The following is a 23,071-nucleotide window of genomic DNA, read 5'->3' as shown; positions in this document are numbered from 1 at the left end:
TTTATGAAGCAGTTAAAACTGTATCCATTTACCTTATTTTTATTTATTATAGTTAATGCTTGTCAGTCAGAAGAAACTATTGAAAAATCTGATAACAATTTGATTGACTCAGTACAATACACTATTGTAACCAGAAGTAAAGAAGTTGGTACCTGCAGTAATGAAAATATGCAGTGTGCAAAAATTCAAATCCAATCTTTAGACATTAAGTCCGGCATTACAGACCAAAAGGCCGTAAATATTGAACTGGATATCATAAATGAAATCTTAATGATAGAAGGTAATGAAGCAGCTACAGCTAAGAATATTGACGATTTAATTGATGTATTGCTGGATGAATATAAAAATTTAATCAGTACAATAAAGGATTACTTTTTACCTTGGGAAGTAAATTATACAATAAATGTAGTAAACAATAATTTAGGACTTTTAACAGTAGAAATAAATTACTATAGCTACCGAGGTGGAGCACATGGTAATGAATATATAAAATATGTCAATTACAACTTATTTGATGGTGCAAAAGTACGTGTCGATTCTGCATTCGATATGTCGAAAGAATTTTTATCTCTATGTGAGCAAATTTTTAGAAAAAAATACAAATTGGATGCAAAGTCATCTTTAAGTGAATCTGGCTTTTATTTCAATGCCGACAAATTTTATATTCCAGATAATTATTATATAAGAGATAATTTACTACATTTTATTTACAACAGGTATGAAATCGCTCCATATAGTGAAGGTATTATAGAAATACAAGTCCCACTTTCTGACGTATTTCCATACATAAAATCCGAAGTGTTACAGGCTTTTGTAAGAAAACATCAAACTTGACAAGGTATTTTTCTTACGCGGTTTATATGTCTACCCCCCTCAAAATCGGTATTTAAAAATACACGGACAATCTCAATTGCATCATTATCAGACAAAAATCTTGCAGGTAACGAAACAATATTTGCATCATTGTGTAATCTGGCTAATCTGGCTATTTCTACATTCCAACATAAAGCACCTCTTATGTTTTTATGTTTATTTACTGTCATATTTATACCGTTACCACTTCCACAAATGGCTATTCCAAAGTTTACATTTCCTCTCTCCACCTCATTTGCCAGTGCGTGTCCAAAATCCGGATAATCTACGCTTTGGTCGGTATCTGCACCAAGGTCAATGAATTGATACTCGTTTAAAGTGTTTAATATTTTCACTTTCAATGAATAACCTGCATGGTCGTTGGCTATGGCTATTTTCATCATTATGGACATTTATACAAATGTAGGTGTTGAAAACTGTTGAAAAATTAGAGATTAATTTTTTTTATTATATGAGCTATGTTCTCTATATCAACATCGCTTAAAGATACAAAATCTCAGTTATAAAATTTTTTAAAACCGGTAGCCTTAGTTTAAGTCTAATTAACAAACAGTCAAACAACTGTAATTTTACTAACAAAACATGTTGATTGTAATTACTCACAGCTAACAATTTAAATAATAATATTTTGAATTTCAATACATTAATTAAATTTTGTGTGTTAAAAGTTGTGGATTAATTTTGAATACAGAGAAAATCAAGTTTTTAGATAATAATTTTTTAACACAATTAACACCCTAATAATAATACCTATCAAAAACATACTTTTCATTATTTTTTATTTATCTGTGGTGAAATTTGTTAATAGTCAAAGCAGCGATGTTTTGACTGAAGTTAAGTACTTCTATCCTGACGGAAAAGTGGCTAGTATAGGTTTTATGAGAAACAATAAACCCGATGGATACTGGATTTCATTTCATCCCAACGGTGTAAAAGCAAGTGAAGGAAACAGAGTGAATTATCTTCTGGATGGAAAATGGATCTTTTATGACTCATTAGGTAATATATCCAATATAACGGAGTATAAAAATGGATTTAAGAATGGAAGTAGCTTAAATTTTATAGATGGAGTACTTATCGATTCTTGTTTTTATAGTGACGATTTAATCTATGGAAAAAAATTTTATTATGAGGATAATTTTATTCGAAAAATTATTGAATATAAAGATGGACTGGAAGATGGATTAGGTTTTGAATTCGATGAAAAAGGTGAATTGTCTAAATTACTATATTATAAAAAAGGTATTTTATTTAAAGAACTAAAGGTAAATCAAAAAAATTCTGATGGACTTCTAAATGGTATTTTTGTTCAATTACATGATAATAATACCATTAAAGTTGAAGGTTTTTACAAAAATGGAAAAAAAAATGGAATGTTTAAGTATTATGCCAAAAGTGGCGAATTGATAAGATATGAAATATGGGAAAATGATAATTTAATGGATAATGTAAAAAGTTCTAATCTTCTTACTAATAAAGTTGAATATTTTACAGGTACTTTCAATAAAAAGAAATCAGGTTTTTATGTGTTTGATTCCATACCTGTAGGAAGGCATGATTTCTTTGATACAAACGGGGATTTACTTAAAAGTGAAATTTATGATTATAATGGAAGGATAATGGCTGAAGGACTGTTTGATTCAAATGGAAAAAGATATGGAAAATGGATTGAATATTATGAAAATGGGAAAATAAAAAGTATTGGACATTATAATGACGATTTGCCCGATGGTCATTGGAGGTATTATTTTGAAGATGGTAGCTTAGCTGAAGAAGGCGTTTACCGAAAAGGATTAATTGAAGGCGTATGGAAATACTATTGTATAAATCAACAAATTAGAAAAATCTCAAACTTTGTAGATGGTAAATTAGATGGAATTTCTGTTGAATATGATTGCAATGGCGATACAATTTTAATTTTAGAATATGATTACGGCTTAAAAAACGGAAGATATATCCGAAAGGTTAATAATTTTATTGAAGAAGGTGCTTATAAAGATGATAGGAAGGTTAATAAATGGAAATCATATACCTCTGAGGGTATCCTCGTTTCTGAGGTTTTTTACATAGAAGACTTGGCCAATGGACCTGCTACATATTTTCATCTAAATGGAAAAGTATCAATCAGAGGCATTTATAAGAGTGGCAAACGCAATGGAGTATGGAACTATTTTGATTTAAATGGCAACAAATATCTGACAGTAGAATATAAAGATGACATTACTGTAAAGATAAACGGAAAAAAATTGTAATAATTAAAGTTATAAGAATACTATTTTACATTTATTTTCTATCATAGAAAAATGTAACATAACTGATAATGTAAAAGATGTAAATTGTGGTGTATGGATTTTATCAATAATTAGGCTATTTTTTATTAAATAGTCTTATAACCAGGACATTAATAAATTTGTACAATTTCGAAAATATTGTATATATTATTTTTTTAAATTTCAAACTTAATTCCTTGTGCTAATGGTAGATTTATCCCATAATTGATTGTTGTTGTTTGTCTTCGCATGTAATTTTTCCAGGAATCACTACCACTTTCGCGTCCTCCTCCGGTATCTTTTTCTCCACCAAATGCGCCACCAATTTCTGCTCCGGATGTTCCTATGTTAATATTGGCTATGCCGCAATCGCTACCGTTTTGGGATGTAAATAGCTCAGATTCTCTGAGATTCAAAGTCATAATGGCAGATGATAATCCTTGTGCAACCTGGTTATTTATTTCTATGGCTTCTTGTATTGTTTTGTATTTTAAAAGATATAATATTGGAGCAAACGTTTCTTCCTGGACGATTGGATTGTCTTTTTCTACTTCAATCAATGTGGGTAATACGTAGTTTTTAGACTTAAGTTCAGAGGATTCAATTCTTTTACCTCCATAAAGCAGTTTTCCACCATGAAATACTGCGGATTGGATGGACTTTTCATATAAAATGACGGCATTCTCATCAATCAATGGGCCGTAGTGATATTGCTCATCATTGGGATCACCTATTTTGACCTGTTTATATGCGTGTACTAGGGCTTCTTTAACTCTCTCATAGATTGATTCCTGGATTATTAATCTCCTTGTTGATGTACAACGCTGGCCTGCCGTACCAATTGCTCCAAAAACAACAGATGGTATCACTAAATTGAAGTCAGCAGATTCTGTAATAATAATAGCATTGTTTCCTCCCAATTCCAGCAAGTATTTTCCTAGTCGTGAAGCTACATTTCTTGCTACTTGTCTGCCCATTCGTGTAGAACCAGTAGCTGAAATTAATTGAATCCTTTTATCCAAGGATAATTGCTCTCCAATTTTATAATCTCCGGTGAAGACAAATGAAATATCGGGTAAATTCATTTCTCTTACCAGATTAGAAACTATTTTATGCAATGCCAATGCACAAAGGGGTGTTTTTTCACTGGGTTTCCAAATATTTACATTTCCACAGACCCAGGATATAGTGCTATTCCAAGCCCACACAGCCATTGGAAAGTTAAAAGCTGTAATAATGCCAACCAATCCCAATGGATGCCAGTTTTCAATCATTTTATGTTCCGGTCTTTCGGACTGTATTGTTAAACCGTATAATTGTCTTGATAGACCTACAGCAAAATCACATATATCAATTATTTCCTGAACTTCTCCAAGACTTTCTCTGATGGGTTTTCCCATTTCAAGAGTTATTAATTGCGCTAATTCTCCTTTTTTATTTTGGACTTCCTGGCCAAATCGTTTAACAAAAATGCCTCTTTGAGGAGCCGGTATGTTTCTCCATTTTAGAAAATTTTCTTGTGCTATTTGTACAAATTTTTCGTACTGTTCAGCGTTAATACAAGAAACTCTTGCTAATAAGGTATTATCTATAGGTGATGTAGAATATAGGAGGTCGTTACTTGTATATTTATGATAACAGCTTAATGCTCCTGGAAGGGTTTCATTTTCATTAAATTGGAAGAACATAATAATGTGCTTAGAGGTTCCGACCGGATTCGAACCGGTGTACGAGGTTTTGCAGACCTCTGCCTAGCCACTCGGCCACAGAACCATTTCAGCTTGCAAATATAACAGAAACTTCTTCAACATTTCCATTAATAGGTGGATTTATTTTTTTTAACTCAATCTTACAATTGATAACTCCTGGGAGCTTTTTAATACGCTTGAACACCTTGTAGGCAAGAGTTTCTATTAATTTATAACTCTTTTGAAATTCTTCTTCAGTTATTTTATACACTTCTGAATAGTTTACAGTTTTATGTAATTCATCTGTAATATATGATGTATTTTTAGCTTGAATATTTATGTTAAAAATATATTCCCCACCGATAAGCGATTCTTCTTTTAAACATCCGTTATACGAGTAAAATTTTATTTTGCTAATCCTGATTTCAAAAGTCATCTGTAATTGTTTTAACTCTGTTAAAAAATTCTGTTTTTCCTAAGATATAATATATTTCTGAAATTGAAGGCCCTGTTTTAATTCCAAAAGTTGCAATTCTTAAGGGAATTCCAATTTCCTGAAATTTAATTTTGTTATCTTTTATGTATAGTTTGATTACTTTTTCTATATCTAATTCTCCATTTATATCGTTAATTTTTGTATGGATAAATTCATAAAAATTCGAAAGAATTTTAACGTTAATTTCTGAACTATTTTTTGATATATTATTTTTTACATAATTAAAATCTATAGCTCGTCGGTAGTCATCCAAAATTTCAGTCAATAAATTCACTCTTTTTTTATCTGTTTCAATTACTTTTGTTAAGATAATATCGTCGAAAGATATATCCTTGTATGTTGAAATTATATATTCTTTAATATAATTTGTTTCTGATTTTTTGAGGTGTTCATGATTGATCCATAAACATTTTTGATAATTAAATTTAGCACCTGATTTAGAAACTTTTTCAATTGAAAAATCATTTATAAGTTCCTCCATTGTGTAGATTTCCTTTTCCGTACCCGGATTCCAACCTAATAAGGCTAGAACATTTATAAAGGCTTCTGGTAAAAATCCTAGTTCCCTATAACCCGGTACGATAGTTCCATTATCTGAGGGGATTGAAAGCGGAAAAACTGGAAATCCATATTTTTCACCGTCTCGCTTACTTAATTTTCCATTGCCATCAGGTCTAAGTAATAGTGGGAGATGGGCAAATTCAGGCATTTTGTGTTTAATTCCTAGGTATTCGTATAAAAGTACATGAATAGGAGTAGATGGAAGCCATTCTTCACCACGAATCACATGACTAATGTTCATTAGGTGATCATCGACCACATTGGCAAGATGATAGGTAGGCATACCATCGCTTTTTAGCAAAATTTTGTCGTCGAGAACATTTGTATTGAAGATTACCGGTCCTCTGATTAAATCGTTAATTTTAACTTCCTGATTTCTTTCAGTCTTTATACGAATTACATATGGTGTGCCTTGCTCAATTAATCGTTTAGTCTCATCTTCTGGTAAAGTGAGACTATTTTTCATATATTGTCTGGATATAGAGTCATATTGCCAATTTTTACCCGGTTGCTGTACCCTTTGCCGGATTTCGTTTAATTCTTCTGGAGTGTCAAATGCATAATAAGCAAATCCCTTCTCAATTAATTGATATGCATATTCTTTATAGATTTCTCTTCTTTTCGATTGTTTGTACTGGTCCCGTTCCGATGCTTCAAAGCCTTCATCGGGTATAATTTTTAACCATTTAAGACTTTCAATAATATAATTTTCTGCATATTCTACTGTTCTACTTTGGTCAGTATCTTCTATCCTAAGAATAAATTTACCTCCGCATTGCTTTGCTAACAGATAATTGTAGAGTGCGGTACGAAGACCACCCATATGAAGAGGTCCCGTCGGGCTTGGTGCGAATCTTACTCGTATCATTCGTAATTTTGCACAAATGTATAATTGTGATTAGACATACGGAAAAGTGGAAGATGTTGAATACGGCAATAGTTGTGTTGCCCCTGATCATATTTGTTTTATTGTATTTCAGTATAAATACCTTATTATATTACTTAATTATTTTTAATAATTCATTTAAATTTACTGAAACCTCTTTTAAAGTTGTATCATTTTTATTTTATTTTGTATTAAGTGCAGTTATTGTGTATATTCTGTTTACGAGGATTTTCAAATTCAATTTTTTAGTAAATAAAATTTTGCTTGAAAAAGAAAGCTTCTTAAATTGGAGGTTTATAAAAGATCTGGAAAATAAAAATTCTGTTTTTAAAAATATTGAGCTACAAAGCAGATTAAAAAAATCATTTATTAAATTAAAAGATGTTATAATTTTTGTTTTTTTTACATTATTGTTTATTACTGTTGTATCAATATTAAATAATCAAGTTATTAATCCTTTAAAAACTTCTGTTTATGATACATATTTAAAAAAATTCAATATAGTTACCAATAAAAGTCTTTACCTAGAAGGTGATAGTTTAATTGTTATGACGGATAAAATCTCTGAAGATATCAGTATTGGGTATCAAGGAAATTTCAGTCTGTTAAATACTAATACTATTTATCTAGGATTTGTAAATGGCCAAAATAATTACATTACTTTAAATTTAGGGAACTATAATAAAAAAATTTATTTTGATGTTGTTAAAAAGCCAAAAATTATAAATTCAATTGTCGATGTTCGTTTTGGTGAAAATTATAATAAAAAATTTAAAAATGAATTTATTATTGATGCTTTCATTGATTCTAAGATAAGTATTTATTTAAATTTAGATAATGCTACAGAAAAAGGAAAACAAATAAATTTTTCATTAAAAAAAGATACGGTTATTAATATTGTATTTAGTAATGATAAAATAACTGATAGTGTTCAATATTATTTTAAAGGAAGTCAACCTATAGCTCCAAGCATTAATTATGAAGAATATGATCAAGGATATAAGATTTATATCTCTGATTTATATGGTTTAAAAAGATTGGAAGTGAATGAAGAAAAAAGAAACTTAAGTGGATTAGGATTTAGCATGATACTCAATAGTAGTAACAGTGGTATTTTCAGAGTAATGGCAGAAAATATTTTAAATCAAAAAACCTTTATTGTATTAAATAATAAAACTTCAGTTGATTATTCATACGAAACTTCTGATTCTTTTGATGGTAATGATATTAATAATAATTCAATGCATGATGACATTTTTGAAGATCTAAATAATTTGATAAAAACCTTAGACTTATTTTACAATAGTACATTAATAGAAAAGAAAGTGTATTTGGATATTAAAGAGTATTTACTAAAACAAATGAAAATTTTTAACAATTCGAACGATTTAAAAATAAAAAATGATATAAAACAAGATCTTAAAGAATTGAATGAAATTTTTAAAGAGATTTCTAATAAACAATTAGATACTAAAAATATAAATAATGAAGAGAAAAAATTGAATAACAACTTGAATAAATTTATGAATAAAAGGAACAGCATCAACACTCCTAATGAAAGTGATGGTGATGTTTTAACGGCGGAAGATGTTATCAATTTAGAAAATTATCTGGTGAATTTAAATCTAATAAGTCTAAATATTGATAAAAACATCTATAGAAATACCAGTCAATTAATTCGGGTTTCATCTTTGTTATCGGTCATTGACTCCCTTAATGTTTTATCAAATAAAAACAGAAAAATAGGTGAAATTCTATCCTTAGATATTCTGAGTATTAAGAATCTTGCAGAAAACAAAAATTCAGATATTTTAGAAGTACGGTATCGAATTAATAATTTAACAGTAAAAATTTACAATGTATTAAAAAATAGAGAAGTTTTGAATTCAATGTCAGGAGAAAACAAACAAAATTCGAATTGTTCGGATAGTAATGGAAACTCTAAAAAACCTGGATTAAGTGAGCTTTTATCCGATATTTTAAGTGATGGTAATTCGGGGAATAATGATAGTGAACAAGAAAATGGGGAGAACAAGAATGGAAAAGGTAATACATCTAATTCAAAAGATGATGGAAATACTAATGATATAAAAAATGAAAACAATAATAAAGGTCATAATGGAAACAGTTTATCTTTGGAGGAAATAGAAAAACAACTTATAAATAAAATTGGAAATTATGATAATCAGGATTCTGTTTTTAAACGGAAAATCAAATGGCTTGATTATTCCAGAACGGAAAGAATCAACCCTGATTTTGATAATAAGCGAAAAGGAAATTATGTAAATACCATTGAAACAGAACCATTTAAACTTACCTACGATAAACCAGAAAATCTTTTAATAATAAAAAAACAAACATTGCGTAAGAAGAAAAATGTTTTCTATTAATTCTAATTGTAAATATCTCAAAGTTGGAGATTTAAATGAAATTACTGAAATATGTAGTAATCTGTTTAATGTAAAGTTTAGAAAAATTTCATTATATGATTTAAGCATTGATAAAATTACTGAACTTAATTCTTCTTCATTGCTACACAATTATCCCACAGATGTTATTACATTTTCTTATACTATTAAAAAATTTAAAGATGTTGAGATTTATTTTTCTTCTGAATATTTAAAAAGCGATCTTAAGGAAGGAGAAAATTTTAAAACAGAACTCTACAGATTGTACATTCATGGTTTATTGCACGCTGCTGGTTTCAACGATCACACATTTGAAGAAAAAGAAAAAATGACTTCTTTCGAAAATCTTATTTTAAAAAAGTTTTTCAATGTTTCACGTGAAACACTAAAAAATGGTACCTAATAGAAATTTTGATGTTATTGTGGTAGGAGCTGGACATGCAGGAAATGAAGCTGCTGCTGCTGCCGCTAAGCTTGGCTCCAGGACTTTGTTGATTACTATGAACATGCAGGTCATAGGTCAAATGAGCTGTAATCCTGCAATGGGTGGTATTGCGAAAGGACAAATCATTCGGGAAATTGATGCCCTTGGTGGACTTAGTGGAATTGTATCAGACAATAGCACAATACAATTCAGAATGCTGAATAAATCAAAGGGTCCAGCAATGTGGTCACCGCGGTCACAAAATGACCGAATGATGTTTGCAGCCGATTGGAGGTTTCAACTAGAATCTCTGCAAAATCTTTCTTTCTTTCAAGATATGGTGACCGACCTGATTATAAAAAACGATAGAATTATTGGGGTTCGAACAAATTTAAATTTAGAATTTTTTGCAAAATCTGTTGTACTTACCAATGGCACTTTTTTAAATGGTACGATCTATGTTGGATTAAATAAATTTGGAGGGGGAAGAATGGGCGAAGGTTCTGCTAGAGGCATTACGGAAAGCTTAATTAAAGTAGGATTTGACTATGGGAGAATGAAAACCGGCACACCTCCACGTGTTGACGGGAGGTCATTAAATTTTTCAAAATTTGAAATACAATATGGAGATGATAATCCTGGAAAATTTAGCTTTACGAATACCTCCCCGGTATCTGACCAATTACCTTGTTACATAGCATATACATCGCCGGAAGTTCACGATCTATTAAAAGAAGGATTTGATGAAAGTCCCATGTTTACTGGCCAAATTTCAGGTACTGGTCCAAGGTATTGTCCCTCAATTGAAGACAAAATAAATAGATTCGCTCACAGAGACCGTCATCAACTATTTATTGAACCAGAAGGAAGACGCACTTATGAGATGTATATTAATGGATTTTCAACTTCTCTCCCTGCTGAAATCCAGTATAATGCAATTAGAAAAATTCCAGGTTTTGAGAATGCAAAATTCTTTCGACCAGGCTATGCTATAGAATACGATTATTTTCCACCAACACAGCTCAAACATACTCTTGAAACTAAATTAGTTGAAGGTCTGTTTTTTGCCGGACAAATCAACGGTACTACTGGTTATGAAGAAGCAGCTGCTCAAGGCATTGTCGCAGGTATTAATGCACATAAATCAGCACACAGTGAAAAGCAAATTACAATTAAACGCAATGAAGCCTATATCGGTGTGCTAATTGATGATTTGATAACTAAAGGTACGGATGAACCATATCGTATGTTTACCAGCAGATCAGAATTTAGAATGCACCTAAGGCAGGATAATGCTGATGAAAGACTTACACCTATAGGTTATCAGATTGGTCTAATTGATGAAAGCAGATATCAGGAATTTTGCCTTAAATATACTAAACGAAATAAATTAATTAATTTTTTACAGGATTTAAGTGTGGAACCGACTGAAGTAAATCCTATTTTGCTTCAAAACAATTCAACCCCAATTAAACAGAGTTTGAAGCTCATCAATTTAATTTCAAGACCAAATATTACATTGTATGAATTTAAAACCCTTCAACCTTTGAGTGAATACATTGAAGAAAATAAACTAGATTCAGAAATTATTACTTCGGCCGAAATATTTATTAAATATCAGGGATACATACAAAAAGAAAAGGAATTAGCGGAAAAATTATATAAATACGAAAATCTTGAAATACCCTATACTTTTGATTATGATAAAATACAATCACTTAGTTCTGAGGCAAGGGAAAAATTAAAAAAAATACGTCCACAAACCATTGGTCAAGCACAACGAATAAGTGGTATTAATCCCTCAGATATAAATATTATTTTAATTTTTATGGGACGATGAATGATGCAACATGTACGCTTTGTGGAAATAAACATTGGGTTGAGAGGAATGAAAAACCTATTGCCTGGCGTTCAACGTTTGAAAAATTCAGCTTATTTGAATGTACAAATTGCGGAGTCATAAAAACGTTTCCGGAGATAAAGGAATCAGAAATCCATGATTACTACAATTTTCAAAATTATGACTCTCATGCCGTGACCACTAAATCCGAAAGCTTTTTTGGCTTTTTATACAATCAAATAAGAAATATAAATGCATATCAAAAAATAAAATTACTTAAAAGGAATATTGGCAATAATAAGACTTTTAATCTTCTGGATTATGGCTGTGGAAATGGAAGTTTTATTGACACAGCAATTAGAAATTCTATACATGCAGAAGGAGTGGAATTTGATGAGCATCTTGTCAAATCGCTGAAAAATAATGGAAAAATTGTATATTCTGTCAATGAGTTTTATTCATTACAGAAGACGTTTGATGTAATTTCGTTATTTCATGTATTTGAGCATTTACAAAATCCGAATTTTAATCTGGAAGTATTCAGAAGTAAATTAAAACCTAATGGGTTATTGGTCATAGCACTCCCAAACCCTGATAGTTATGATTGTTTTTACTACAGCTCTGAATGGGCGGCTTGGGATGTTCCAATACATTATCATCATTTCAGAAAGGATTCCATTGTACAATTTGTGGAATCCAATGGATTTGACATTTTGAAAATCAAGCCACTGTATTTTGATGCTTTCTATATATCGTATTTAAGTGAAAAAATCAAAAAAAATAAAGTTCCTATGTTCAGGGGTTTTTTAATGGGTCTATACAGCAATATTTTAGCTATAAAAGATGGAAATTATTCTTCATTATTATATGTTTTCAAAAAAAATTAGTCAAGTTGTCATGGATTTTTCATACGCATCAATATAGAATTGAATAAGATTATTCCAGTCAAAATTTTCACTAAAATCCTCCAGCTTATTTCTCATTATCATTCTCTGACGTTGAGAAATTTTTACAAATTGAAACAAAAATTTAGTCAAATCAGATACCAATTGCTGATGAGTCTTTTCCAGTCTTTTTAGGACATATACTCCACTGTTGTAAAAATCTTCTTCCATATTCATTACATACCTTCCAAATCCAGATAGGTCTGAAGTAACTGCAGGTACTCCTCTAGCAATACATTCTAAAGGAGTATAACCCCAAGGCTCGTAGTAGCTTGGAAAGATTCCTAAATGACAACCGCGGACAAACTGTCCATAATCCATGCTAAAAAGGGGGTTGGTAGATACGATAAAATCAGGGTGATAAACTACTTTTACTTTGTCAAAAGGACTGTTGAAAAGCTGATGAAATCGTAAACCATTTAATATTTGATCGTCAACGTCGTTTACGAGATTATGTGTTACAATTATAGGCCATTTATTTGATTTCCAGTTAATTATAGTGCGTCTATATCTTAATTTCCAATATTCATCAACCAGCTCGTTCAAATCAGGCAGGTTGTGGTCATGTGTTGAAGCAGCTTTGTAAAATAGTTTTTCAGCTATTTGTTGTTCAATGGCTGAGCAAGTATTTTTTATTTCATCAAGTTTAGCTTTTTGTTCCAGTACATCAGGCAGAATATTCCAGGTTTGTGATTTAGTAATAAAAAAGGTAATTATAGTCTGATCGATATTGGCCTCTATCATCAGTTTATTGAGATTTTTCAAAGCTTCAATGGTTACATCAAATCCTTTGTTTTTGTACTCATATCTGCCAGAGGTAAAGAAAAAAAGTGTTTTAGATAAGTCAAACGTATAGCTGGGAAAGAAGTGAGAAATTGCAAATGTTTGAATTTTCTTTTTGTAATTTTCATGACGTACTTGAATTTCGTGATTCGCTGAAAATCTGGCCAAATTCAATCCGTTAGGTGTAATTACATCAGGCTTTTTGCCCAATAAATAAAGACATTCGTTTGCGGTGAGTTCGCTTACTGTTGTAAACGTATCAGAATTTTGGGCAGAAAGCTTTTCAATCTGATACATGGATGTGATACCGAATCTACGCGCATGTTCTTCAGCATTGTAATATGGCAATTTTTGATAAAATTCCGGATCGTTCATGGCCAAATAACGTCCAAGCATGGTGGCATGAGTTGTAAAGACGGTTTTAATCTTAAGACCTTCTTTTTTGATATCGAGTATTGGTATAGATGCCATCCATTCATGGAAGTGAGCAATTACTGTATGTGTCCCCTTAAACTGATTGACGATACGGAAAAAGGATCTCAATGTATCTGACCACATTATAACTTGATCGTACAAATCGTCATTATCTCTGGGTTCTATTGCGAAATCCTGAAACAAATGGCGCTTGAACACATCCAATCTGTTGTATACAGCGATAGGGTTTATTAAAATAATTTTAGGTCTTCCACTGACGAGCCATCGGCCATATCTGACTTCAAACCCTAAATCTCTTAAACCCTTAACTGTTTTTGAAAAAAAATCCAAACTGTCGTCTATTTCTTCAAATTCTGCACTGATGGAATCGTTAATTAACGGCCCAAGTAAACAATAATTTTCACCAAAAACTTTTGTAATAGAGGGCAATTTACTTCTTATCACGGTGTAAATTCCTCCCAATTGATTTCCTACTTCCCAGGATACTTCAAAAAGAATTGTTTTATTGTTTATTTTTTTCATATTTCTATTATTTCATGTATACGGTTGGACTTATTGTGATATCGATAAACTTTACTCATTTTTATAATCATTGACAAAAGTGTCATTTTTATAGAAACATTTCTTTCTACTAAAAAAATACTTCGTTCAATGATTTCTGAAAACATTTGAAATATATGATAATTTACAGCTGATCTTGACCTGAGTTTTGTACTAATTTTATTCAGAAAAAATAATAAAAAGTATTTTGTGGTCTCTCTGCCTTTATTGTTGAGTTGTTCTATGAATTCTAGAATTTCAAGATAATTGTTTTTAATCCCAAAAATATACTGTCTGAATGCTTCAAAATAATGTTCGTATTCACCAACAGGATTTTTGTTCATCAGCATTTCAGCCATTAAACCCATATGTGAGTCTGTAAGAATGCTAAGTGCCTCAAAATCCTCTGAATATACTGTATTTAAGTGATTTTCAAGGGCAGCTTTTGCCTCTTGAGTGTTTGGCTTATTGAAAAATGTCTTTTGGCATCTGCTTAATACAGTTGGCAAAATACTATGGATATCGTATGATACTAATAAAATTAATGTTGAACCATTCGGTTCTTCCAAGGTCTTTAAAATAGTATTCATTCCTTCCGTATTAATCAACTCTGGATACCAAATTAATACTACTTTTCTTCCCCCATAATAAGATTTTAAATTCAAGAAATGTATTAGTTCCGAGCATTCTCTTTTTGGAATTGCAAAACTCTTTTTTTCCTGAGCTAATTTTTGTCCAAACTGCATTAAATCCATATAAGGGTTTTTTTTGAATTCTATTCTAAAGTCAGATAGAACATCTTTAGATGACTCAATTTTATCTTTTATAGATGGAAAAGGCAAGATCATCCTGAAATCAGGATGGGATAAGGTTTCTACTTGTTTACAAAAGATGCATTGGCCGCAGGCATCGGATTCTTTTTTATTTTCACAAAAAATATATTTAATGTAAGCAAAGGCTGCAGGCAATACTTCACTGCCTTCATGTCCATAGAACAATTGTGCATGGCTGATTCGATTTTGTATAACATTGTTCTTCAGATTTTCTAATTTTTCTTTGTTTGAAAACAACTTTGAGAAACTCCACATAATCGGAAACTAAATTTTTACAGTAATTTTTAATCGCTTTTGTTTCTTTGTAGCCGTAAATATATTCAGAAATGAAAACAATAGATGATTTTAATTTTTCAAATCAAAGAGTATTGATCAGAGTTGATTTCAATGTTCCACTCGATAAAAATTTACAGGTAACTGATGACACTAGAATTAAAGCTACCATACCTACTATTCAAAAAATATTGCAAGACGGTGGCTCGGTGATATTAATGTCACATTTAGGAAGACCTAAAAAAGGCCCTGCTGAGGAGTTTTCACTACGACATACAATATCTGCTATTCAACGTCATTTGGGTAAAGAAGTGCTGTTTGCCGATGATTGCATTGGCGAGAGTGCATACACTCTTTCAAAATCTCTTTCAAAAGGTAAAGTATTGCTATTGGAAAATCTTAGATTTTATGCTGAGGAAGAAGCGGGTGATGAGCAGTTTGCTCAAAAGCTGGCAATGCACGGAGATTTCTATGTAAATGATGCGTTTGGAACGGCACACAGAGCGCATGCTTCGACTGCAATAATCGCTAAATTTTTTCCAGGAAAAAAAGCTTTTGGATATGTAATGGCTAATGAAATACGAAATGTTTCACGTGTGCTTCAGGCTACCGAAAAGCCTGTAACAGCCATTATCGGTGGTGCAAAAGTTTCGACAAAATTGGGTATCATTCAAAATTTGCTGCAAAGGGCGAATAACATCATTATAGGCGGAGGAATGGCCTACACTTTTGTAAAAGCTTTGGGAGGTAATGTGGGCAAATCATTGGTCGAGGATGACCTGCTGGAAAAAGCTAAAGAAATTTTAGATGAAGCAAAACGCTTGGGTGTAGCTATTATTTTACCAATTGACTCCGTAAATTCTTCTGAATTTTCTGAGAATGGAGAAGTGTGCATTACTGCCATTGACTCTATTCCAGATCAAATGATGGGCTTGGATGTAGGACCAGAAACAATACGAAAATATCATGAGGTACTAAGCAATTCCAAAGTTATCCTGTGGAATGGGCCTGTAGGCGTATTTGAAATGAAGAGGTTCGAAAAAGGTACGTTGGAACTTGGAAAAATGATTGCTGAAGCCACCAAATCAGGAGCTTTTACATTAGTAGGTGGGGGTGATTCTGTAGCTGCTGTAAAAAAATTCTCACTGGAAGACCAGGTTTCTTACGTCTCAACAGGAGGTGGAGCCATGCTTGAGTACCTTGAAGGCATTACCCTGCCTGGAATAGCTGCTATCCTAAATGATTAGTCAGGTTTGGGAAGCTTTTTGTCCAATCTAAATCGCTGAGGCCTTACCACTATTTCAAAAGGAATGTAATCAGTAGCATTTTCTAGTAACTCTAAAACCAACTTTCCTAACTCTTCCGGTTGTATTGAAAAGATAGGATCGTTTACAGGGTTAACCTCGCTTTTGCTGTAGAAGCCTGAATTTACAATGTCTGGAATTATCAAAGTTGTTTTCAGACCGCTGTTCCGATATTGTTCAAAGAGGTTTCTGGTTAAATGATGCAGTCCAGCTTTAGCAGCTCCGTAATAGTTGTTCCATTTTTTTACTTCAAGACCTGAATAACTGCCAATCACAATCACATGGCCTTTGTTTTTTATTAGTTTTGGCAAAAAGGTCTTAATGAGCAGAGATGGGGAGATGAAATTGAGTATTTCAATTTCAGCAATTTCTTCCAGTGAATAGGATTCGGCCGGTTTTATCACATTGGCTCCAGCGTTGAGTATTAAGATATGGGCATCCATATCAGAGAGCATCCGACATAATTTTTTACTTTCATTTATATTGGATAAGTCACAGGAGATTTCGCGGATTTTTATGTTTCCAACAACTGTTCTAGATATTCCCGTAATTGAGAAGTTTTCCGTTTCTAATAATTTGTCAACAATACATTTACCAATTCCTTTAGAATGCCCGGTGATAATGACATTTTTATTCATATTCAAAGATTTTTGTAACACCAATTTGTTCTAATTCAAATTTTACAAGCTGAATCAATTTTTTCTTCTCATTTTCTGGATAACCTGCATGCTGATGATTTCTTTCATAGGGATACCACAATAAGGAACTTTCCGGTCTTTGTGCTCGGATGTTGTTTAGATAGTTGGTATGCATTCTGAAGGTTCCTATGCTAAACCCATAAATTTTTTTCAGATCAATTATCTGGGTAATATATTTTATAAAACGAGAGTAGATTTCCTGATATCCTTTTATTTTGATAATCGGGTCAATACACAGCATTACTCTCCAACCCTGAGAGATCGCGTGATTGATTGCTTTAATTCTGTGCTCAAGAGAAGGTGTAGAGTGTTCATATGCCGATAGTATTTCATTGGGTGAAATACTCCAGGAAAGGATCACATTTTTCAAAGGTTTCTTTGTAGAAAAATGAGATTTCAAGCCGCTTTTTGACCGTATTTCGATGGTAATGTTGGGGTCGGAAGCTGCATAATCTATCCACTCCGAGCAATAGGGGTACCAATGTTCAAGAGCTGGTAAATCTGTATCGTAAGAAATAGCCATGTAAAAAGGCTCACCCAGGGAGCTGCTTAACTTTCGGGTTTCGCATATAAAGTCCTGATTGTTGAGAAACAATACAAGATGAGGAGTCGTAAACATTCCCTGTAAATAGCAGTATTCACAGTCAAAAAGACAATTGATTGCCAGGGTATTGTAGTAAAAGTTTTTCGATTCGATCACTTGAGTTAAAGGACTTGCTTTATAGAAGAATGTGTCCCTTCTTTTTGCTAAAATGATGGATTGATAGTTTTTTTGGAAGCGCCAGTTCCCACCTTTTTGGTTTAAGACGTCTTTATAAGAGTCAATAAATTCGATATGTTCAGGATGAATTTTTTTTACAACGGCGGCATATTCATTTTCTACGAGTGTATTTTCTATATAAATTACTTTTTTATTCATATTTATTTAACTCATTAAGTATTTCAGCAAATCTCCTGTCTCTATCGGTAAATTCACGATAGGATTTTTGAAGAAGTGTGTCTACTACTTCTTTAAATCCTAAATTTTTTAAATATGTAAGACGTTCCATTAATAAATTTTTTTGACTAAAAGAAAGTCTGTTTTTTGTACAAAATACTTCAAATTTATCTCTAAATGAATGCATTGTACTTTCGTCATTTTTAAAAGACATAATTTTCTGAAATAATTGTTTTACTCCGGACCAAACCATCGGGCATAAATCTGTATAGCCGGATAGAGAGTTTTTAATCGATACTAATGTGCCGTCCCTGTCAGAAATATATTTGAAAATCTGAAATTGATGATGGTTAAGAAAATATCTTGCAGACGCAAATAGACCATAGGCCTCCATGTCGTACATCCAGTTTGGATTTTCAGCCATTTTTACTTTGTCAGCTGGTGTATTTACCGTATGCAAATGTGCGTATTTTTCTTCTCGACATATGATATCTGTGTAATGTGTTTTGCTATCGTAATAACTGATTGCAGATGCTTTGTACCACTGACCCTGGATTAAACCAAAACTTCCAGCCAATCCAACATTAACTACTAGGGAAGGAAGTGGCTGTGTAGAAAGGTATTCTGTCAAGCGAATGCTCGCATTGAAAACCCCTATTCCGGTGATCAGAATAGAAGTATTTTCGTCGGTTGCCGTATGAATAAATGGCCTTTTTCGGTTACTTTTGGCATCAGTGATCTCTATAAAGGGCTTTGCCTCTTGAATGGTAGCAAAAACAAGTAAAAGTTCGTTCATGTTTCTGTTAGTGAGTTCTGATCATATCTGACGGAACGACAATGATGAAATCCGCTTTACCTCTGTGTTCTTTTTCCAATTTTTGAATTTGATTTTGTCTTACCGTAGTTATTGAAATTATTTTCACATTGGATGTATATTGCTGGATGTACCAAATAATCCCCTCGAAATTCAGAGTATGATAGGCACCATTAAGGTGAAGGACCGTATGTCCATCAGCAAGTTTTTTTGCTATGGTCCAGGCCATGGATGCGTCTTTAATTGCCTGCGCTTTAGGAAAGTTTTCTCCTCCATGACCAGGTACCATTTCAAGCATTTTTTTATAGCCGGGAAGGTCCGGTTCAAAAGGGATTGGAAGAGGTGGCAGTTTCGATTTAAGTTCGGACTGAATCGTGTCCAGATAGGTGAAACCATATTTGTATACACCGGAAGCCCAGGCTCTCGGAACGTTTGAACCAAATACAACAATTTTGTTGTCTACAGCCCATTTCACCATTGGAGCATAATCTGTGGAATAATTGGTCCACAATGACTTTGCATTTTTTAAAAATGTGTGTTCATCAATGGTGTGTGATACATATTTTTCAAGTAGGTCAGCATCCGTCCATTCTATCATTTCCAATCCCAGGGCGAGGTTTCTGACAGTCTTGGAAAGTTCTTTGAGTACTTGTAATTGCAAATAGTGAATTATCGGGTCATCGTGATATTCTCCGAAAAAGACCAGATCTGAGGTACGAGCAGTGTTTACAAGTTTTTTCCAGGAAACCTCTTTCCCTTTACTGTTAAAAATTTTAAACAAATCCGGTTTTTTCTGTGCATTTAAATGCAGCGACAGTCCAAAAAAGGTAATAAATACTATCGGTCTTATTCTAAATGGAAAATTTCTTCTGTGCTCCATGCTTCAGGTTTATCTGCGAATAAGCGTTTTGTCTGAGTCCAAACAGTTTTGAATACTTCACTGTTTCGGTAGTTTTCCAGACTTTTTTCATCCTCCCAAATCGAAATGGTAAAAAACACATTTGGTTGATTTAAGTTGCGAATAAGCTTTAAACCTTTACAGCCGGGCTGATTTCGGATCAAATCTTTGGTTGCATCAAAAAGTTTGAGAAAATCCTCAGTTTTATGTTCTGAAAAAGTCATTTTTACGATCCGTATCATATTAAATGTATATTGACCAAGTCGTTGTGTTTAATCCCAAACAAACTGGAAATGCCTATACTTTTCGCATATCCTTTAGGTTGATGCGTATTTGCACTGTTTTTCAACCCCAGTTCCAGAAAACCAGATGCATTAAATATAGCAAACATCTCAGATTCATTGATTGATGAAAGCTCTTCATATGAACCAATGATTTTTTTTGTAGCGTGGTTGCGAATTATGATTTCAAAGGGTGATTTAAGCAAAATTTTTTCAAATAGCTTTTTGTGAAAGTTAGTGACAACATTTCCATATTCATCAATAAAAATGACCTGTCCAACAAAGAGCTGACCACTATTCTTAGCAAATGGCTGTTGAAAAAAAGGAGTTCCGATGTCTTGTGTTTCAATCCCTATGTCGGTCAGTGAGGCTCCCCTTGCTAGGGAGGCAGCAGCTTTGGCCAATGTCTGTGCTTTCCATGTATGTCTATCCCCGGAATTAACCGGAATTTCAACGACCTTAACAGGAGTGGAAAAAAAATTGATACTTGGAATAAAACCGTTATTAAATGAAATATAGTATTGACCTTCGACCATAGAGCAAAGAATTTTGGCCGTGGAGTTGGGTGGATTTTCGTTTATACAAATCAGATGAATGCTTTTTTCAGGAAAGAAAGGTTTGCAAAGCAGATGGAGTGCAGCTGCTTCGGCTACTTTGAAAGTAGATATTTGATGAGATATATCTATGATTCTGCAATTTTCGTAATGTTGGTAAATCAATGATTTAAGTGAAGCCACAAAATGATCCCTTAATCCATAGTCGGAGGTTAATGTGATGATGGACATTCCGGTAGTGGGCTTTGATTAGTGGCTGGAAAACATTTATTTTGCAGACAAAGTTAAGATAAGAGGTTTTAAGTAATCATTTCACAAAAAAACAGATAAGCATTTGACAGAAAAGGCTTTAGAGTTAGAAAAATCCTTGCCGGGCAAGATCTATGGAACCAATAATAAATACCTTAACATCATACAAGCGCATTTTCCAGCCTTGAAGATTACTGCCCGAGGCAATGAATTACGAGCCAGTGGTCCGGAAGAAATTTTAATCGATTTTGAATCAAAGATCGAACACATCATTACGCACTTAGAGAGATTTCAATCTATTTCGGAGCATCAACTGGAGAGAATATTGGTGTCTTCTGCAGAGGAGAGAAATAAGATGCTCAGCGAAAGTGCCAGGGAAAAAGTGCTTTTGTACGGTGTAAATGGTCACATCGTCAAAGCACAAACTCCAAATCAGCAAAAAATAATAGATGCCGTAGAAACAAGCGATATGGTATTTGCTGTGGGCCCCGCGGGCACTGGAAAGACTTACACCGCTGTAGCGCTGGCAGTCCGCGCTCTTAAAAATAAACAAGTGAAGAGAATTATTTTGACCAGGCCGGCGGTGGAGGCTGGGGAGAATCTCGGATTTTTACCTGGTGATTTGAAGGAAAAACTGGATCCATACCTTCAGCCTCTTTACGATGCTCTGCTGGACATGATACCCCACGAAAAATTGGTTATGTATATGGAAACAGGGGTTATTCAGATAGCCCCATTGGCTTTTATGCGGGGTAGAACGCTTGACAATGCATTTGTGATTTTGGATGAAGCACAGAACACTACAGAGGCTCAGATGAAAATGTTTCTCACCAGAATGGGAAGATCGGCCAAATTTGTGATAACAGGGGACTTTACACAAATTGATCTTCCAAAAAACCAAAAATCAGGTCTGATTCAGGCACTGAAAATCGTGAAGGAAATAAAAGAAATTGCTGTTGTGAAATTGGATGAGATGGATGTGATCAGACATAAATTGGTCAAAAAAATCATCAATGAGTACAACAAATATGAACACACAGGCATCAGAAAAGTCAATCCCGAAGATATTAATATGATTTAAAAAATTTTAATGAGCGATTGCTTAGAAATCCCCGGAGTGAAACATTTCTACAGAGGAAAAGTTAGAGATGTCTATTTTTTTGAATCTGGAAAGGTGGCTATGATTGCTACCGACCGAATTTCTGCCTTTGATGTGATTTTACCAAGGTCGATTCCCTACAAAGGAGCTGTATTGAATGGAATTGCTACTCATTTTCTGGAAGCCTCGAAACACCTGGTACCCAACTGGTACATCAGCTCACCGTTGCCATTTGTCAGTATCGGATATGCAGCAGAACCGATCAAAATAGAAATGGTGGTGCGAGGTTATCTCGCAGGCCATGCCTGGCGTGTATATCAGGCGGGCAGCAGAGAGTTGTGTGGCATAAAACTACCTGAAGGCTTGAAAGAAAACGACAAGCTTCCCGAGCCGATCATTACACCGACTACAAAGGAAGCCGTAGGAGTGCACGATCAGGATATTTCGGCAGAAGAAATTTTGAAAAGAAACATTGTAACCGAAAAAGAGTGGGACACACTTGTAGATTATTCCTTCAAACTATTTGAACATGGTTCGCAGCTGGCAGCAAACAGAGGGCTTATTTTAGTAGATACAAAGTATGAGTTTGGAAAAGATAAAGAAGGTAATCTGGTTCTTATTGACGAAATTCACACACCGGATTCGTCGCGGTATTTTTACCGGCATGAGTATAATGAGCGGCAATCAAAAGGACTCGCTCAGCAGCAACTTTCCAAAGAATTTGTCAGACAATGGTTGATTGAAAACGGTTTTCAGGGCCGGCCGGGGGATAAAATACCAGTAATGACAGATGAAAAAGTACTCGAAATCAGCGAAAGGTATATGCTGCTTTACGAAATGATTACCGGAAAAAAGTTCAACAGATTTGCCTATCCAAGCCAAAGTGAAATAGTGCAAAAAATATTGTCCAGCCTTTAATGGAGAAAAATTCGAAAACACATATGTAATATCCCTGGTACGTGAAAAAACAAAACAATTGAAAT

Annotated in this window: 21 protein-coding genes and 1 tRNA gene; 9 read left to right on the top strand and 13 right to left on the bottom strand. The window is 33.2% G+C overall.

Going from position 1 to position 23,071, the window contains the following annotated elements; translation table 11 throughout:
- Positions 1-3 precede the first annotated feature (3 nt).
- The gene (locus tag DES35_RS05655; RefSeq protein ID WP_037359266.1) at positions 4-834 is read left to right on the top strand and encodes a DUF3298 and DUF4163 domain-containing protein; all 831 of its coding nucleotides are present in this window, start codon (positions 4-6) and stop codon (positions 832-834) included.
- On the opposite strand, the gene DES35_RS05650 is transcribed toward DES35_RS05655, so the two are convergent.
- Positions 825-1,253 carry an RpiB/LacA/LacB family sugar-phosphate isomerase gene (locus DES35_RS05650; protein WP_037359263.1) on the bottom strand — a complete coding sequence of 143 codons (429 nt, stop codon included), beginning with the start codon at positions 1,251-1,253 and terminating at the stop codon, positions 825-827. The two genes, DES35_RS05655 and DES35_RS05650, sit on opposite strands and share 10 nt — an antisense overlap.
- Before the next feature lie 444 nt (positions 1,254-1,697).
- Between DES35_RS05650 and DES35_RS05645 the strand changes: the two genes are divergently transcribed.
- A complete protein-coding gene (locus tag DES35_RS05645) occupies positions 1,698-3,125 on the top strand; it encodes a toxin-antitoxin system YwqK family antitoxin (protein ID WP_125039397.1) in 1,428 nt (475 codons plus the stop codon).
- Positions 3,126-3,319: 194 nt separating this feature from the next.
- Here the strand turns inward: DES35_RS05645 and amaB are convergent, their stop codons facing one another.
- The 4 genes from amaB to gltX form a co-directional block, all read right to left on the bottom strand.
- Positions 3,320-4,831 (bottom strand): L-piperidine-6-carboxylate dehydrogenase, encoded by a 1,512-nt coding sequence (gene amaB, locus DES35_RS05640; RefSeq protein WP_114366081.1) that lies wholly within the window; start codon positions 4,829-4,831, stop codon positions 3,320-3,322.
- 14 nt (positions 4,832-4,845) lie between these two features.
- A tRNA-Cys gene (locus DES35_RS05635) sits at positions 4,846-4,916 on the bottom strand.
- Between the two features lie 3 nt (positions 4,917-4,919).
- The gene (folB, locus tag DES35_RS05630; RefSeq protein WP_114366080.1) at positions 4,920-5,267 is read right to left on the bottom strand and encodes a dihydroneopterin aldolase; all 348 of its coding nucleotides are present in this window, start codon (positions 5,265-5,267) and stop codon (positions 4,920-4,922) included.
- Positions 5,257-6,756 carry a glutamate--tRNA ligase gene (gltX, locus tag DES35_RS05625; RefSeq protein WP_037360368.1) on the bottom strand — a complete coding sequence of 500 codons (1,500 nt, stop codon included), beginning with the start codon at positions 6,754-6,756 and terminating at the stop codon, positions 5,257-5,259. Before gltX ends, folB begins: the two co-directional genes overlap by 11 nt.
- Positions 6,757-7,034: 278 nt before the next feature.
- On the opposite strand from gltX, the gene DES35_RS05620 reads away from it, so the two are divergent.
- Genes DES35_RS05620 through DES35_RS05605 form a run of 4 tightly spaced genes read left to right on the top strand, consistent with a single transcriptional unit; the run spans position 7,035 to position 12,333 of the window.
- Positions 7,035-9,164 carry a hypothetical protein gene (locus tag DES35_RS05620; protein ID WP_125039396.1) on the top strand — a complete coding sequence of 710 codons (2,130 nt, stop codon included), beginning with the start codon at positions 7,035-7,037 and terminating at the stop codon, positions 9,162-9,164.
- Entirely contained in the window at positions 9,151-9,585 is a 435-nt protein-coding gene (ybeY, locus tag DES35_RS05615) for an rRNA maturation RNase YbeY (protein WP_114366078.1), read from the top strand. The genes DES35_RS05620 and ybeY overlap by 14 nt, the downstream gene beginning before the upstream one ends.
- Positions 9,575-11,446 (top strand): tRNA uridine-5-carboxymethylaminomethyl(34) synthesis enzyme MnmG, encoded by a 1,872-nt coding sequence (gene mnmG / locus DES35_RS05610; RefSeq protein WP_037360363.1) that lies wholly within the window; start codon positions 9,575-9,577, stop codon positions 11,444-11,446. The genes ybeY and mnmG overlap by 11 nt, the downstream gene beginning before the upstream one ends.
- Positions 11,443-12,333 carry a class I SAM-dependent methyltransferase gene (locus DES35_RS05605; protein WP_114366077.1) on the top strand — a complete coding sequence of 297 codons (891 nt, stop codon included), beginning with the start codon at positions 11,443-11,445 and terminating at the stop codon, positions 12,331-12,333. The genes mnmG and DES35_RS05605 overlap by 4 nt, the downstream gene beginning before the upstream one ends.
- On the opposite strand, the gene DES35_RS05600 is transcribed toward DES35_RS05605, so the two are convergent.
- Together DES35_RS05600 and DES35_RS05595 are read right to left on the bottom strand one after the other, a co-directional pair.
- Entirely contained in the window at positions 12,334-14,130 is a 1,797-nt protein-coding gene (locus DES35_RS05600) for a glycosyltransferase (RefSeq protein ID WP_114366076.1), read from the bottom strand.
- Positions 14,127-15,236 (bottom strand): DNA polymerase III subunit, encoded by a 1,110-nt coding sequence (locus DES35_RS05595; RefSeq protein ID WP_114366075.1) that lies wholly within the window; start codon positions 15,234-15,236, stop codon positions 14,127-14,129. Before DES35_RS05595 ends, DES35_RS05600 begins: the two co-directional genes overlap by 4 nt.
- A gap of 71 nt (positions 15,237-15,307) precedes the next feature.
- Here DES35_RS05595 and DES35_RS05590 point away from each other — a divergent pair, with 71 nt between their 5' ends.
- Positions 15,308-16,501, top strand: coding sequence for a phosphoglycerate kinase (locus DES35_RS05590; RefSeq protein WP_114366074.1), 1,194 nt, complete (start codon positions 15,308-15,310; stop codon positions 16,499-16,501).
- On the opposite strand, the gene DES35_RS05585 is transcribed toward DES35_RS05590, so the two are convergent.
- From DES35_RS05585 to DES35_RS05560, 6 genes are read right to left on the bottom strand one after another with little or no spacing between them, the layout of a single operon-like run.
- Entirely contained in the window at positions 16,498-17,196 is a 699-nt protein-coding gene (locus DES35_RS05585; RefSeq protein WP_037360356.1) for an SDR family oxidoreductase, read from the bottom strand. The two genes, DES35_RS05590 and DES35_RS05585, sit on opposite strands and share 4 nt — an antisense overlap.
- Complete coding sequence (locus DES35_RS05580; RefSeq protein WP_051889434.1) at positions 17,189-18,175, bottom strand: spore photoproduct lyase family protein; 987 nt, start codon at positions 18,173-18,175, stop codon at positions 17,189-17,191. Before DES35_RS05580 ends, DES35_RS05585 begins: the two co-directional genes overlap by 8 nt.
- Positions 18,168-18,989 carry a nucleoside phosphorylase-I family protein gene (locus tag DES35_RS05575; protein WP_037360353.1) on the bottom strand — a complete coding sequence of 274 codons (822 nt, stop codon included), beginning with the start codon at positions 18,987-18,989 and terminating at the stop codon, positions 18,168-18,170. The genes DES35_RS05580 and DES35_RS05575 overlap by 8 nt, the downstream gene beginning before the upstream one ends.
- Positions 18,990-18,996: 7 nt before the next feature.
- The gene (locus DES35_RS05570; protein WP_084180222.1) at positions 18,997-19,887 is read right to left on the bottom strand and encodes a ChaN family lipoprotein; all 891 of its coding nucleotides are present in this window, start codon (positions 19,885-19,887) and stop codon (positions 18,997-18,999) included.
- Complete coding sequence (locus DES35_RS05565) at positions 19,854-20,147, bottom strand: putative quinol monooxygenase (protein WP_037360437.1); 294 nt, start codon at positions 20,145-20,147, stop codon at positions 19,854-19,856. The genes DES35_RS05570 and DES35_RS05565 overlap by 34 nt, the downstream gene beginning before the upstream one ends.
- Complete coding sequence (locus DES35_RS05560; protein WP_037360351.1) at positions 20,144-20,971, bottom strand: SAM hydrolase/SAM-dependent halogenase family protein; 828 nt, start codon at positions 20,969-20,971, stop codon at positions 20,144-20,146. The genes DES35_RS05565 and DES35_RS05560 overlap by 4 nt, the downstream gene beginning before the upstream one ends.
- Positions 20,972-21,074: 103 nt before the next feature.
- Between DES35_RS05560 and DES35_RS05555 the strand changes: the two genes are divergently transcribed.
- Entirely contained in the window at positions 21,075-22,070 is a 996-nt protein-coding gene (locus DES35_RS05555; protein WP_051889432.1) for a PhoH family protein, read from the top strand.
- A 9-nt stretch (positions 22,071-22,079) separates the two neighbouring features.
- Positions 22,080-23,006, top strand: a complete 927-nt coding sequence (locus DES35_RS05550) for a phosphoribosylaminoimidazolesuccinocarboxamide synthase (RefSeq protein ID WP_051889431.1) — start codon at positions 22,080-22,082, stop codon at positions 23,004-23,006.
- Positions 23,007-23,071: the final 65 nt, after the last annotated feature.

The sequence above is a fragment of the Schleiferia thermophila genome, from assembly GCF_003337435.1.
GTDB lineage: Bacteria > Bacteroidota > Bacteroidia > Flavobacteriales > Schleiferiaceae > Schleiferia > Schleiferia thermophila.
Note: the sequence above shows the minus strand (reverse complement) of the source record. Positions and strands in the feature narration are given on the sequence as shown.

What these genes read in the sequence shown, in the direction of transcription:
- DES35_RS05655 (WP_037359266.1), top strand. Translation starts at nt 4, where the DNA reads ATGAAGCAGTTAAAACTGTATCCATTTACCTTATTTTTATTTATTATA.
- DES35_RS05650 (WP_037359263.1), bottom strand. Translation starts at nt 1,253, where the DNA reads ATGAAAATAGCCATAGCCAACGACCATGCAGGTTATTCATTGAAAGTG.
- amaB (WP_114366081.1), bottom strand. Translation starts at nt 4,831, where the DNA reads ATGTTCTTCCAATTTAATGAAAATGAAACCCTTCCAGGAGCATTAAGC.
- folB (WP_114366080.1), bottom strand. Translation starts at nt 5,267, where the DNA reads ATGACTTTTGAAATCAGGATTAGCAAAATAAAATTTTACTCGTATAAC.
- gltX (WP_037360368.1), bottom strand. Translation starts at nt 6,756, where the DNA reads ATGATACGAGTAAGATTCGCACCAAGCCCGACGGGACCTCTTCATATG.
- ybeY (WP_114366078.1), top strand. Translation starts at nt 9,151, where the DNA reads ATGTTTTCTATTAATTCTAATTGTAAATATCTCAAAGTTGGAGATTTA.
- mnmG (WP_037360363.1), top strand. Translation starts at nt 9,575, where the DNA reads ATGGTACCTAATAGAAATTTTGATGTTATTGTGGTAGGAGCTGGACAT.
- DES35_RS05605 (WP_114366077.1), top strand. Translation starts at nt 11,443, where the DNA reads ATGAATGATGCAACATGTACGCTTTGTGGAAATAAACATTGGGTTGAG.
- DES35_RS05600 (WP_114366076.1), bottom strand. Translation starts at nt 14,130, where the DNA reads ATGAAAAAAATAAACAATAAAACAATTCTTTTTGAAGTATCCTGGGAA.
- DES35_RS05595 (WP_114366075.1), bottom strand. Translation starts at nt 15,236, where the DNA reads ATGTGGAGTTTCTCAAAGTTGTTTTCAAACAAAGAAAAATTAGAAAAT.
- DES35_RS05590 (WP_114366074.1), top strand. Translation starts at nt 15,308, where the DNA reads ATGAAAACAATAGATGATTTTAATTTTTCAAATCAAAGAGTATTGATC.
- DES35_RS05585 (WP_037360356.1), bottom strand. Translation starts at nt 17,196, where the DNA reads ATGAATAAAAATGTCATTATCACCGGGCATTCTAAAGGAATTGGTAAA.
- DES35_RS05580 (WP_051889434.1), bottom strand. Translation starts at nt 18,175, where the DNA reads ATGAATAAAAAAGTAATTTATATAGAAAATACACTCGTAGAAAATGAA.
- DES35_RS05575 (WP_037360353.1), bottom strand. Translation starts at nt 18,989, where the DNA reads ATGAACGAACTTTTACTTGTTTTTGCTACCATTCAAGAGGCAAAGCCC.
- DES35_RS05570 (WP_084180222.1), bottom strand. Translation starts at nt 19,887, where the DNA reads ATGGAGCACAGAAGAAATTTTCCATTTAGAATAAGACCGATAGTATTT.
- DES35_RS05565 (WP_037360437.1), bottom strand. Translation starts at nt 20,147, where the DNA reads ATGATACGGATCGTAAAAATGACTTTTTCAGAACATAAAACTGAGGAT.
- DES35_RS05560 (WP_037360351.1), bottom strand. Translation starts at nt 20,971, where the DNA reads ATGTCCATCATCACATTAACCTCCGACTATGGATTAAGGGATCATTTT.
- DES35_RS05550 (WP_051889431.1), top strand. Translation starts at nt 22,080, where the DNA reads ATGAGCGATTGCTTAGAAATCCCCGGAGTGAAACATTTCTACAGAGGA.